Origin of the sequence: Acinetobacter sp. ANC 4204, from assembly GCF_002135205.1 — a bacterium.
Taxonomy (GTDB): Bacteria; Pseudomonadota; Gammaproteobacteria; order Pseudomonadales; family Moraxellaceae; genus Acinetobacter.
Genome location: NZ_NEFZ01000003.1, coordinates 305229 through 317327 on the forward strand (window position 1 = coordinate 305229; position 12099 = coordinate 317327).

Annotated in this window: 15 protein-coding genes; 8 read left to right on the forward strand and 7 right to left on the reverse strand. The window is 40.0% G+C overall.

What is annotated here, in order from left to right; translation table 11 throughout:
• Positions 1-25 precede the first annotated feature (25 nt).
• Both B9T36_RS09025 and prfB read right to left on the reverse strand, forming a co-directional pair.
• Positions 26-325, reverse strand: a complete 300-nt coding sequence (locus B9T36_RS09025; RefSeq protein WP_086209159.1) for an ArsR/SmtB family transcription factor — start codon at positions 323-325, stop codon at positions 26-28.
• Between the two features lie 141 nt (positions 326-466).
• A protein-coding gene (gene prfB / locus B9T36_RS09030) for a peptide chain release factor 2 (RefSeq protein WP_110974628.1) occupies positions 467-1562 on the reverse strand; the annotation gives its coding sequence in 2 pieces (ribosomal slippage) (positions 467-1489 and positions 1491-1562; 1095 coding nt in all).
• 478 nt (positions 1563-2040) lie between these two features.
• Between prfB and B9T36_RS09035 the strand changes: the two genes are divergently transcribed.
• Positions 2041-2817 carry a putative porin gene (locus tag B9T36_RS09035; protein ID WP_086209161.1) on the forward strand — a complete coding sequence of 259 codons (777 nt, stop codon included), beginning with the start codon at positions 2041-2043 and terminating at the stop codon, positions 2815-2817.
• A gap of 59 nt (positions 2818-2876) precedes the next feature.
• Here B9T36_RS09035 and B9T36_RS09040 read toward each other — a convergent pair whose 3' ends face one another.
• From B9T36_RS09040 to B9T36_RS09060, 5 genes are all read right to left on the reverse strand, one after another.
• Positions 2877-3824 (reverse strand): IS30 family transposase, encoded by a 948-nt coding sequence (locus tag B9T36_RS09040; RefSeq protein ID WP_119065102.1) that lies wholly within the window; start codon positions 3822-3824, stop codon positions 2877-2879.
• 142 nt (positions 3825-3966) lie between these two features.
• Entirely contained in the window at positions 3967-4380 is a 414-nt protein-coding gene (locus tag B9T36_RS09045) for an HIT family protein (RefSeq protein WP_086209162.1), read from the reverse strand.
• Between the two features lie 31 nt (positions 4381-4411).
• On the reverse strand, positions 4412-4681 hold the full coding sequence (locus B9T36_RS09050) for a YARHG domain-containing protein (RefSeq protein WP_078426548.1): 270 nt from the start codon (positions 4679-4681) through the stop codon (positions 4412-4414).
• 83 nt (positions 4682-4764) lie between these two features.
• Entirely contained in the window at positions 4765-5637 is an 873-nt protein-coding gene (locus B9T36_RS09055) for an NAD(P)-dependent oxidoreductase (RefSeq protein ID WP_086209163.1), read from the reverse strand.
• A gap of 15 nt (positions 5638-5652) precedes the next feature.
• Entirely contained in the window at positions 5653-6723 is a 1071-nt protein-coding gene (locus B9T36_RS09060) for an alpha/beta fold hydrolase (RefSeq protein WP_086209164.1), read from the reverse strand.
• 142 nt (positions 6724-6865) lie between these two features.
• Here B9T36_RS09060 and B9T36_RS09065 point away from each other — a divergent pair, with 142 nt between their 5' ends.
• The 7 genes from B9T36_RS09065 to B9T36_RS09095 all read left to right on the forward strand — a co-directional run bounded on the left by B9T36_RS09065 (position 6866) and on the right by B9T36_RS09095 (position 12088).
• Positions 6866-8053 carry an O-succinylhomoserine sulfhydrylase gene (locus tag B9T36_RS09065; protein ID WP_086209165.1) on the forward strand — a complete coding sequence of 396 codons (1188 nt, stop codon included), beginning with the start codon at positions 6866-6868 and terminating at the stop codon, positions 8051-8053.
• A 27-nt stretch (positions 8054-8080) separates the two neighbouring features.
• Entirely contained in the window at positions 8081-8410 is a 330-nt protein-coding gene (locus tag B9T36_RS09070; protein WP_004984648.1) for a YbaB/EbfC family nucleoid-associated protein, read from the forward strand.
• 16 nt (positions 8411-8426) lie between these two features.
• Positions 8427-9023: a recombination mediator RecR gene (gene recR, locus B9T36_RS09075; protein ID WP_086209166.1), complete on the forward strand. Its 597-nt coding sequence runs from the start codon at positions 8427-8429 to the stop codon at positions 9021-9023.
• Positions 9024-9225: 202 nt separating this feature from the next.
• Positions 9226-10368: a ribonuclease D gene (locus B9T36_RS09080; protein ID WP_086209167.1), complete on the forward strand. Its 1143-nt coding sequence runs from the start codon at positions 9226-9228 to the stop codon at positions 10366-10368.
• 129 nt (positions 10369-10497) lie between these two features.
• A complete protein-coding gene (locus B9T36_RS09085) occupies positions 10498-10806 on the forward strand; it encodes a YcgL domain-containing protein (protein WP_086209168.1) in 309 nt (102 codons plus the stop codon).
• 22 nt (positions 10807-10828) lie between these two features.
• Positions 10829-11212, forward strand: coding sequence for a hypothetical protein (locus B9T36_RS09090; protein WP_086209169.1), 384 nt, complete (start codon positions 10829-10831; stop codon positions 11210-11212).
• Between the two features lie 24 nt (positions 11213-11236).
• Positions 11237-12088: an AAA family ATPase gene (locus B9T36_RS09095; protein WP_058869668.1), complete on the forward strand. Its 852-nt coding sequence runs from the start codon at positions 11237-11239 to the stop codon at positions 12086-12088.
• The last annotated feature ends 11 nt before the right edge of the window (positions 12089-12099 follow it).

Consider the following 12099-nt stretch of genomic DNA (forward strand, 5'->3'; position numbering starts at 1 on the left):
TCGCCTCGATCGCCACTTTTTTCAATTAAAGTGAACGTTGCAAATGTTCGATATATTGCTGAATCAACGCTTCATTGCGCGAAAAATATGACCACTGTCCATTTTTCTCGACTTGAATTAAACCGGCCTGCTGTAACACAGATAAATGGTTCGACATCGTCGATTGCGACACATTGCCCAACCGCTCGATATGACCTGCACATACGCCCCGTTTAAAGTCACCACATTCGTCGCTCGATAAAAATTGTTCAGGCTTTTTTAACCATTCCAAAATTTGACGACGCGTCGGATTAGCCAAGGCTTTAAAAATTAAATCTATATCCATACTCAAGACACGTTTAATGGGCAGCAAAGCGTGATTCAGTTTCTTTCATCTAATATATCGTATTTTTTCGATTTTAATATCGAATTTTTTAGATATATTGTAAAATAACTTTTAACGCTTTGCTTTCATTCATTATTTAAATTACAAACCTTGTTTTAAGCTGGCTTCAATAAACTTATCAAGGTCACCATCTAGTACTGCACCTGTATTAGAATTTTCAACACCAGTACGTAAGTCTTTAATACGTGAGTCATCCAAAACATAAGAACGAATCTGACTGCCCCAACCGATATCTGACTTCGAGTCTTCAAGTGCTTGAGCCGCTTCGTTACGTTTGCTCATTTCCAACTCATACAACTTCGCACGTAACTGTTTCCATGCATGATCACGGTTGGCATGTTGTGAACGTTGGTTCTGACATGCCACCACAATCCCTGTCGGTGCGTGGGTTAAACGTACCGCAGAGTCTGTTTTGTTAATGTGCTGACCACCAGCACCTGAAGCGCGGTAAGTATCTGTACGCACGTCAGATGGGTTGATATCAATTTCAATATTGTCATCAACTTCTGGCGACACAAACACAGCAGAGAACGAGGTATGACGGCGGTTACCTGAGTCAAATGGCGATTTTCGAACTAAACGATGCACGCCCGATTCAGTACGCAACCAACCATAAGCATATTCACCTTCCACACGAATCGTTGCTGACTTAATCCCGGCGACATCACCGTCTGACTCTTCCATCAATTCAGCTTTAAAACCATGACGTTCAATCCAGCGCATGTACATACGCAGTAACATTGAAGCCCAGTCTTGCGCTTCTGTACCCCCTGAACCTGCTTGAATTTCCACATAACATGGGTTCGGGTCCATTGGGTTGCTGAACATACGGCGGAATTCAAGCTTCGCTAATTCTTCTTCTGCAGAATTCAATTCAGCCTGAACATCAGCCAGCAGACTCTCATCATCGGCCTCGACTGCCAAATCGAGCATCGCTTCTGCGTCTTCAAGCTGTGTTGCCAAACCATCTAACACGTTTAAGACGTTTTCAAGTTCGCCTTTTTCTTTGGCCATCGCTTGCGCACGGCTTTGATCATTCCAAATCGCTGGATCTTCTAATTCACGGAGAACCTCTTCTAAACGCTCTTTTTTCAGATCGTAGTCAAAGATACCCCCGTAATGTGAGACCACGGTCGTTTAAGTCTTTTAATTGGTTTAGATACGGATTAATTTCCACGTGAATTACTCTCAATCAATATAAAGCGAAAAAATAGTCGCTGATTATAGCACACTCAGTGGCTGTGATTATTCATCTCCAACCCGACACAACTGGCTCTTCTTCATAAGATGGAAAGTTAACCTTCAGTCAAGAAAGTGATTACTTCAATGAGCAAGCAAATCTCTATATGCTTCAGCAACCACATAAAACAAATCTGAGAGCATTTCTCAGCAGACAAATGGGCTAAACATTTTGACCTAAAATTGTATAAAATATGGACAAAAATTATGAGATCCACAGAATCTACACAATTTTAATAAAACAAAACATTATAAAAATATAATTTATTATCAATTATTTAAATATGAAAAATTACATGATGTAACCATGGATACAGAGCATTAACTTTCCATTGGTTGACGCTTTTTTATTTTGACCTAGACTGAAGTTGTAACAAAAAATTTAAATATCGGTCCACTTTCGAGGGGTACATTCCATGAAAAAATTAGCAATTGCTTCAGCACTTCTTTCAGCTTTGGCAATCACAGGTACTGCGCATGCCTACCAAGCAGAAGTCGGTGCTTCTGCTGGCCTAATTGATCCAGACAATGGTAGTTCAAGCGGCTCTTTTGGTGTGGATGGTACATACTACTTTAACCCCGTACAAACTCGTAATGCGCCACTTGCAGAAGCAGCATTCTTAGATCGTGCCAGTAATGTAAATGCCAAATACCAATACGACGAAGTTGGTGATGATGAACGTCAGCAATATGGCATTGGTGCAGAATTCTTCATTCCGAACTCAGACTTCTACCTCGGTGGTAAAGTTGGACGTGATGATTATTCTTTTGATAATGGCGGTGACTTTGATACTACAGTTTATAGTGCTGAAGTCGGTTATTTACCTGCTCCAGGTTTATTAATCGCTGCGGGTCTAAAGGGTTATGATAACGATTATGACGATGGCGTAGACCCAACTTTACGTGCCAAATATGTCACAACACTCAGTAATGGTAAAGACATAAACTTAGAAGCAGGTGCCGCTTTCGGAGACCTTGATGAATATAACCTTAAAGGCGATTATTTCATCGACAAAACTTTAAGCTTAGGGGCTGACTATTACAGCAATGATCTCACTGATACCAATGAATTCGGTATCAATGCTCGTAAATTCTTCACTCCACAAGTCAGCCTTGAAGGCCGTGTTGGTTTTGGTGAAGTCGGCAACAACGACTACAACAAATTCGGTGTAGCTGCGAAATACCGCTTCTAAAACCATTCAATCAAGGTTTGAAAACAAAAGCCCATTCTCGAATGGGCTTTTTTCATTTCTTAGATTAGCATTTGAAGTGCAACACCATGTTGTTGCCATAATACCTGACTCGGACTTTTAAAGCTGAGTCTTTTTCTTGGGCGATGATTCAAACGTTGAGTGATTTCTGAGATATATTCATCCGTATAGGCATTTAAATTACTGCCTTTTTTAATGTATTGTCTGATTAAACCATTTGTATTTTCATTCGTGCCTCGTTGCCAAGCGCTATAAGGATCAGCAAAATACCAGTCTAGTTCTAATTCTTGAGCAACATACTTATGCAGACTGAACTCCTTACCATTATCTGCGGTAATAGTCTTTAGCTGATCTTTGATTGGCTTAAGAAGGCTGATAGTTGTTTGGCAAATTTCCTCTGCCTTGCGTGAGCTACACTTTTTCAGCCATAAATAACCTGTCTTCCGATCCACAATAGAGACCAATGATTGCTGATGGTTCTTACCAACAATCGTATCTATTTCCAGATCACCAAAGCGATTCCGCCGCTCAATCTCGATAGGTCTGTCATGAATACTTTTACGATTACTCAGCTGACCACGGGTTTCAGGAGAGCCGTATTTCCTCTTTCTTTGATTTCTGAAACGTAGGTGATGAAAGAGTGTACCGCCATTGTTTTTATCCTGTCGTATAAAGCGATAAATTGAATGCAAACTGACTGGAACATGAGAAGCAATCTGTTCAGGACTCCATTGAAGATCAAGATAAGAGATGACATGTGCCCACATTTCACAAGGGATTCTTTTAGGATTGGAGCAGTGACGTCTTCGAGCTACTTTATTGGCATGTTTAGCGAAATAGCCATTTCTAGCTCGATTACGTTTGATTTCCCTAGAAATGGTTGAAGGTGAACGATTCAGTCTCCAAGCGATATAACGTTTAGAAAAACCTTCACGTAACAATGTATAAATCTGATATCGTTCTTCTTGGGTAAGATGAGTATAGTTCATGATGCAACTTTGACTTTGGTCGGTCGGAAGCAAAATGCTAGCTCATCTTGCTTCTTTCCAATAATTTAATCTCTGTTGCACTTCATTTGAGAATCTAAGATATCAAAAAAGGAGCCGAAGCTCCTTGATTTGATCTGAAAAATTACAAAGCGGCTCGAATTTTTTCTGCTTGCGCTTTGATTTTTTCTTGATCACCCATTTGTAGGGCGTGTTTACCGAGCTCATGCACAGAACTTGGGATAAGGTGGAAGTGTACATGCGGAACGGTTTGTCCAGCCGCAGGGCCAGATAATTGCATAAGAACAATACCTTTTGCATCTAAACCAACTTCTATGGCTTTTGCAACTTTTTGCACAACTTGAATGGTGTAGGCTGCGGCATCGGCAGGCAGATCAAGCAGTGTCACAGCAGGTGTTTTGGGGATCACTAAGGTGTGACCATCTGCTTGAGGCATAATATCCATAAAAGCAAGAACTTGGTCATCTTCATATACTTTAATGGCTGGAAGTTCACCACGTAAAATTCGTGCAAAAATGTTTTGCTCATCGTAAGCCATGTCTATTCCTTAAATTTTACTTAAACTGAATTTACTTACAGTTTAATTCTTTTTGACGCTCTTTGATGGCATCAAGGCGTTGTTGCTCTTTTTCAGAGAACTTTGGTTTGGTAGTGTAGCAATTGTCATTGCCAAATTTTGCTTTCGCCTCAGGATCTTTAAAGCAGAATCCTTTAGATGCATAAATGACATCATGATCATCTTTTAATTTTTGACACTCTTGCTCAGGCGATGCTGCAAAACTTTGCGCCCCGATGAATGTTGCAAGACTGGCAAAAACCGCTACAGTCAACTTTTTCATGAGAATTTCCTCAGTTTGTAACATTGTATGTAGTCACATTACTACTTTATAAGGGTTGGTTTTGTTTATTCAATGGTGAGTTCTTACTCAATTGTAATCTTACTCCATGTTTCGTACATTTTTATGGCAGAAGAAAAGTCACGATCTGCTTCAGATAAATCGCTGGCGGCCTGAATCAAGCTTTGTGCTAGTCCAATTATTGGCGCAGATAGTTTGGCTTCACGAACTAAGTCAACGGCAATACCTGTATCTTTGGCCAATAAAGGCAGTGCAAAAGTTAGAGGAAAACTACGGTTTAGGATTCGTTGTGGTAAAACTGTTTCGGTCACACCACTTTTACCACTCGATGCATTAATACAGTCTAAGGCTTCATTTAAGTTGACCCCATGGGCTTTTAAGGTGGTGAAACCTTCTGCAACGGAACATAGATTGACTGCCAGAAGCATATTGTTTACAGCTTTGACTGCAAAACCTGCACCAGATTCGCCTACATGTTTAATCAGTTTGCCAAATGCCTGTATGGCAGGTAGTGCACGCTCAAATGCTGTAGCCTCACCGCCAATCATGACAGTAAGGGTTGCATTATCTGCACCAATGGTTTGGCCGCTGACTGGTGCATCTAAAAAATCTACACCTTGTAGTTTGAGTTGTTCAGCTACTTTTTTTGCAGAAGACGGTACACCGCTGGTGCAATCGACCCAAATGCTACCAGATTTAAGCTGTACTTGATCAAGTAATTCTTCAATGTCTTGGCTGGTAGGAAGGCATGAGAAAACTACATCGGCTTGTACTGCTTTTGCAAGGTCTACAGCTTGAGTGCCATAAGCTTCAGCATGTTGCTTTGCTTTCTCAAAATTGCGATTCCATACCCAAACTTGTTCAAAGTGTTTGGGTAAGTGTGATGCCATGCGATACCCCATCGCGCCTAGACCGATAAATGCAACTGACTGAATCATGTCAAACCTTAGTATTTAAATATTAGTTGAACGTTCACTTAACCACTGAGCCAGTTTTGGCCAAAATTCATCGGCACTACGTTGACTTGACATCAGTCCTAAATGTCCACCTGGGATGAGAGTAAACGTGACATCAGTACTACTTGTCAATTGGGTGAGTGGTTTAGCGGCTTCTGTAGTAACTAATTGGTCTGTTGTGGCTGCGGCAACAAGCAATGAGCACTGTATATTTTTTAAAGCTATGCTTTTCTTATTTAATGTGATTACTCCTGTTTTGAGTGGATTACGTAGCCAAACATTAAACAACATGTCTTGGTTGATGCCACCAGGATAATCAATCATACGGTTAAGAAAACTACCAATAGTGGCGTGTTCATATAAAGCTTCGTTGTCGTCCAAATTGAGTAACAAGTTTTTGTGGCTTTGAAACCAGCCTATAGGGTCAACCATTTTAAAACCAATCGTATTTAAAACACCTGAGGTGTGAAGTAGACGCTTCGGTATTTTGCCCTGATAAATTTGCTGTTGTAATGTTTTGCTTTTTGAAATGATTCGATTGAGATATGCAAAGAACTGTCCATTTCGCCCAGATTTATAGCTGTCAATTGGGCTACCCAATACCATTAAATTTTTCACGAAATTGGGCTGATGTAGAGCAGTATATAAGCTCACAAATATACCTGCCATACTCCAGCCGTGTAGTGAAATTTGATCACTTTGACTATGTTTTAAAATGCTTTGAATGCATAGCGGGATGTAATGATCAATAAAGGTTAAAAAATTAAAATGACAATTACGGAAACTTAGTTTGCCCCAGTCAATTACATACACAGCAAAACCCTGCTGTTGGAAATACTTAACCAAAGAACGATAGGGGTAAAGGTCATAAATGGACATATTGATGGCGAGAGGAACCACGAAAACCAGAGGTTCTTTGTACTTGCGAACTTCTGGGGCGTAATAGCGAATTTGAGTCAGGTCAAATGTTTCAATCACTTCATAGGGCGTATTTTGTGACAGAACGAGTGACTTCCCTTTAAAAATGCGCGTGGACAGATTATTTATTTTAGTTTTTAAGTTCTGCATAGGGTTGATATCTCAAATAAGTAGAAAGTTTGATCGAAGTCTAATCAATATTTGCGTATTTTACCTTGACCTTAAATAGCCTAGACGCTCAAAATGTTGGCAATTCTTTATAAAGGCAGTCTTTGGACTGAAACACAGAGAAATGAGCCAATACGACGACATCGAATACCAATTAGACACTTTAGCGATTCGTACCGGTCACACACGTACTTTTGAGGGTGAACATAGTGAGCCAATTTTCCTAACATCTTCTTTCGTTTGTGAAAATGCGGCAGATGCAGCAGCTAAATTTTCAGGACAAATTGAGGGGAATACATACTCACGTTATACCAACCCAACGGTACAAGCATTTGAAAAGCGTTTAGCTATATTAGATGGTGCTGAGCGCGCAGTAGCAACCAGTTCGGGTATGGCCGCAGTACATGCAGTGACGTTGGCTTATTTAAAAGCGGGTGATCATGTCGTATGTTCGCGGGCTGTATTTGGTTCGATTATTTCGCTGTTTGAAAAATATGTCATCAAATTTGGTGTCGATGTTACATTCGTAGATTTGGAAGATTTAGACGGCTGGAAACAAGCGATTCGTCCAAATACACGTCTTTTATTTATTGAAACACCGTCGAACCCATTGGCTCAAGTGGGTGATATGCAGGCAATTGCTGATATTGCTCATGCACATAATGCTTTATTTGCAGTCGATAATACGTTCTGTACTCCAATCTTACAGCAACCCATTAAGTTTGGTGCTGACCTGATTATTTATTCATCAACGAAATATATTGATGGTCAAGGTCGTGCTTTAGGTGGGGCCGTTGTAGGTAAAGATAAATTGGTTGAAGAAATTAACGGTGTTATTCGTACACTGGGTAATTCTATGAGCCCATTTAATGCATGGATCTTCTTAAAGGGTTTAGAAACTTTAAGCTTACGGATGAAAGCACATTGTGCCAGTGCGCAAAAGTTAGCAGAATGGCTCGATGCACATCCAAAAGTTGAAAAAGTGTATTACGCTGGTTTACCAAACCATGAGGGACATGAGCTAGCAAAGAAACAGCAGTCTGGTTTTGGTGGCGTGGTTTCTTTTGTAGTGACAGGTGAGCGTGAGGGGGCTTGGACAGTCATTGACAATACTCGTTTCTTATCAATTACCAGTAACTTAGGGGATGTAAAATCTACGATTACGCATCCTGCAACGACGTCTCATGGCAGAATGTCGGCTGAGGCAAAACAGGCAGCGGGTATTAGTGAAGGTTTAATTCGGGTATCTGTTGGTTTAGAAGACATTGATGATATTATTCGCGATATCGCACGTGGTTTAGACTTAATCTAATTTTTAATTTTATGTTCGGAGATTTTAATGAACATTAATATGCTTATGCAGCAAGCACAACGCATGCAAAAAGACATGGAAAGCAATATCAAGAAAGCCAAAGAAGAGCTTGCACAAACAGAAGTGCATGCCGAAGCAGGTGGTGGTTTGGTGAAAGTGACGATGACTTGCCGTAATGTTGTAAAGCGTATCGAAATCAATCCTGAATTATTGCAAGATGATGCAGATATGATTGAAGACTTAATTGCTGCTGCAATGAATGATGCTGCACGTCAAGCAGAAGCAATCACTGAAGAGCGCATGAAAGCTGCAAACTCTGGCGCAGGCTTGCCACCAGGTCTTGCAGGTTTATTCTAATAAAGGAATACCTATAGTGTTTAGTGATCGTTTCGATCAATTGGTACAAGCTTTACGCATTTTGCCAAGTGTTGGGCCGAAGTCGGCTCAACGCATGGCGCTTCACTTGATTATGAAAAATCGTGAAGGCGCAATCGGTCTTGCACATGCTTTAAATGAAGCCACGAGCTATATTCATGAATGTAGCTTGTGTCACTCTCTGACGGAAAATGAAGTCTGTGATATTTGTGTCTCGCATGAGCGTGATGATCAATTGCTCTGTGTGGTTGAGTCACCAGCAGATGTGATGGCAATTGAACAAAGTGGCAGTTTTCGCGGTAAATACCATGTATTAGGAGGGCATTTATCTCCACTTGATGGTATTGGTCCAGAAGAAATTGGTATTCCGTATCTGATTCAGCGTTTAAGCGATGGTAAAGTAACGGAAGTAATTTTGGCGACCAATGCAACTGTTGAGGGTCAAGCTACAGCACACTATTTGGTGGAGGCAACGAAGCATTTGCCTATTCAAATGACCCGTATCGCACAAGGCGTACCACAGGGTGGTGAACTTGAATATGTCGATAGTCATACTTTAAGCCAAGCTGTACATAACAGAATGCGAATGAAATAAGTATTTCGATACTTGTTTCATTTTTTATTTTGATACGAAAAATGCTTTAGTAAGATAAAAAAATATTAATTTGAGTTTGGTTGTATAAAAAAATCACAAAAAACGGCAAATAATTAAAAAACCAATAGAAATCTTGATAGCTAAATGATCTTATTCAGGTAAGATAACCCAAAAGAGCATCTAGCATTAGACGCAGTAGGATATGTTTCAATTTATTCAGCATCAACAAGACCTTATTCCAGTCTTAGAAAAAATGGATCGTAACGCAGTCTATGGACTCGATACAGAATTCATAAAAGTCGACACCTTATGGCCAAAGTTGGGTGTATTCCAAATCAATGTCGCAAATGATATTTATTTACTCGATGGGACAACACTCGATTTAACTGAATTTTGGAATAAACTTTTTCGCGCACAGCAAAATGTCTTTCATGCCTGTAGTGAAGATATCGACCTGATTTATCATTATGCGCAGCATAAAACCTTAAACAACGTATTTGATACTCAAGTTGGCATGTCGTTTTTAGGACATGGCTTACAGGTTAGCTATCAAAATGCATTGAAGCAAATGTTGGATGTCGACATTGATAAAGGGGAGACCCGTTCGAATTGGTTGGCACGCCCACTCAGCCCTGCACAACTCAGCTATGCTGCAAATGACGTGCTGTATTTGATGAATCTTTCAGAAAAAGTTAAACAAGAACTAAATTCAAAGTCACTCCTCAACTTTGCTCTCGAGGACTGTCAGCATCTAACGCAAGAAATTGCGACAGAAACACCTTTGCATTTACTCTATCAAGATATTGGTAACTATCGACATTCACGTCGTCAGTTAATGCAGTTGCAACAGTTGGCAGTATGGCGTGAACAGATGGTAAAAGCACTTAATACGCCACGTAGTTTTATTTTAAAGAACGCAACCATGATTGATCTGGTTGAGAAGAATCCGAAAAATGCTTTCCAGTTATCAGGCGTTAAAGATATACGTCCAAACATTGTGAGAGAACATGGTAAAACCATTTTAGATCTGGTGAAGTTTTTACCTGAGCAAGCGGATTGGCCACTACGCATGGCACGACCAATTCGACATTCCTCAAAAGATGTTGGTGAAAAAATTGATCACTTAATTCAAAATGTCGTGGATGAGACCACGATTCCTAAAGAAGTGCTGATGCGCAAAAAGTGGATGAATGCCTTACATCAGCATGTGGTTTTTCATAATGATGAACAAGATTTGCCTGACTACTTATTGGGCTGGCGTTATGAACTATTGACTCAGCCTTTGATTCAACTATTGCGCCGTGATGAAAGTTATCTTTCTACCCAAATGAAAGTCATGGATTAATAATTAGTCAATTGGTCTCAAGTTTAGATATTTATACAAAATCACGACTGATGCGTTAATCATGACTAATGTCAGTTGCTTTTATTTGATGTATCCTGTGGCTTGAGTTATTTGAGTGCTGTTTTAGATATGCAATGTTCTATTTATAAATCGAGTAAAAAAGATGAAATGTATCTTTATATTGCTCGTCCAACTGAAGCTGATCAAGCAGTTGAATCGTTTAGCCCATTGAATGTTTTGCCTGAAGCTGTTCGTGGTGCATTTGGTCGCGCAAGTTTTGTGATGGATCTTGAATTGAGTGAAGCACGTAAATTAGCACGTGTAAATGTATTGCATGTCATGGACTCAATCCAAACTCAAGGCTTCTTTTTACAAATGCCTCCAGAAGGATTGATTAATCCGAACGCAGTAGAGCCAGAAGGCCTCCGTGGCGCATAAAGTATAATTCAGGAGTTGTACAGTGGATAGTTTTCTTTCAATACTTGATTCAATTCCTGAAGACAGCATCGCTGTCACAGTATATCTTTTAGGCAGTCTGCTGATTTTGTGGTGTTGGTATTCCATTGCCACACGCCTGCCTAAGCTGTTGGGTGGCATTACATGGATGATGATCTTTGCCATCTTATTGACACCAACAGTTTCTGAAGGTCCTAATGCAGCAATTGCACCTGCCATTTTTGGTTTGTTATTTGGTGTGTTAACTAAAGACTCACCACTCATTTGGTCTAATTTGTCATTGATTCTGTTTGTCATGGGTGTGGGGCTTGTGATCGGTTTCTTTTGGTCAAAATATGTGGCAAATAAAACCAAAGTAGTTGTCAGTAACCCTCATTCACCACTGTAATTAATAAAAAAATAAGGTTTAATCATGTCTGTTGAAACGCAACAATTTACGGGTACGGATCAGTACATCGCTACCGATAGTTTAAAACTTGCTGTAAAAGCTGCACGTAGCTTACAAAAGCCTTTATTGGTTAAAGGTGAGCCTGGTACGGGTAAAACTTTACTGGCAGAACAAGTGGCTGAAAGCTTAGGCTTAAAATTATTGACTTGGCACATCAAGTCAACCACAAAAGCTCAGCAAGGTTTATATGAATATGATGCGGTTTCGCGTTTGCGTGATAGCCAATTGGGTGACGACCGTGTTTATGACATTAAAAACTATATTAAACCGGGTAAATTGTGGGAAGCGTTCACCAGTGAAGAACGCTGTGTTTTATTGATTGATGAAATTGATAAGGCAGATATTGAGTTTCCAAATGACCTATTGCATGAATTGGACAAGATGTCTTTTTATGTATATGAGACGGGCGAAACTATTACAGCATCACAACGTCCAATTGTGATTATTACTTCAAATAATGAAAAAGAACTACCAGATGCATTTTTGCGCCGTTGTTTTTTTCACTATATTGAATTTCCAGACGAAGCGACCATGCGTGAAATTATTGATGTACATTTCCCGCAAGTTTCAACGGCTTTGGTCAATGAGGCTTTGCAAATTTTCTTTAAATTACGTCAAGTTCCGGGTCTAAAAAAACCACCATCAACCTCTGAGTTGATTGACTGGTTAAGCTTGCTGATGGCAGATGACATGCCAGAAGATGTATTGCGTAATCATGACAAATCCAAAGCAATTCCGCCTTTGTATGGTGCGCTCATTAAAAACGAACAAGATGTGCAGTTGCTTGAACGTTTAGCTTTTATGTCGCGTCGTTAAAGGAGAAACAC

Excerpts from the sequence above, each read along its gene's own strand:
- B9T36_RS09025 (WP_086209159.1), bottom strand. The coding sequence starts at position 325 with ATGGATATAGATTTAATTTTTAAAGCCTTGGCTAATCCGACGCGTCGT.
- B9T36_RS09035 (WP_086209161.1), top strand. The coding sequence starts at position 2,041 with ATGAAAAAATTAGCAATTGCTTCAGCACTTCTTTCAGCTTTGGCAATC.
- B9T36_RS09040 (WP_119065102.1), bottom strand. The coding sequence starts at position 3,824 with ATGAACTATACTCATCTTACCCAAGAAGAACGATATCAGATTTATACA.
- B9T36_RS09045 (WP_086209162.1), bottom strand. The coding sequence starts at position 4,380 with ATGGCTTACGATGAGCAAAACATTTTTGCACGAATTTTACGTGGTGAA.
- B9T36_RS09050 (WP_078426548.1), bottom strand. The coding sequence starts at position 4,681 with ATGAAAAAGTTGACTGTAGCGGTTTTTGCCAGTCTTGCAACATTCATC.
- B9T36_RS09055 (WP_086209163.1), bottom strand. The coding sequence starts at position 5,637 with ATGATTCAGTCAGTTGCATTTATCGGTCTAGGCGCGATGGGGTATCGC.
- B9T36_RS09060 (WP_086209164.1), bottom strand. The coding sequence starts at position 6,723 with ATGCAGAACTTAAAAACTAAAATAAATAATCTGTCCACGCGCATTTTT.
- B9T36_RS09065 (WP_086209165.1), top strand. The coding sequence starts at position 6,866 with ATGAGCCAATACGACGACATCGAATACCAATTAGACACTTTAGCGATT.
- B9T36_RS09070 (WP_004984648.1), top strand. The coding sequence starts at position 8,081 with ATGAACATTAATATGCTTATGCAGCAAGCACAACGCATGCAAAAAGAC.
- B9T36_RS09080 (WP_086209167.1), top strand. The coding sequence starts at position 9,226 with ATGTTTCAATTTATTCAGCATCAACAAGACCTTATTCCAGTCTTAGAA.
- B9T36_RS09085 (WP_086209168.1), top strand. The coding sequence starts at position 10,498 with ATGCAATGTTCTATTTATAAATCGAGTAAAAAAGATGAAATGTATCTT.
- B9T36_RS09095 (WP_058869668.1), top strand. The coding sequence starts at position 11,237 with ATGTCTGTTGAAACGCAACAATTTACGGGTACGGATCAGTACATCGCT.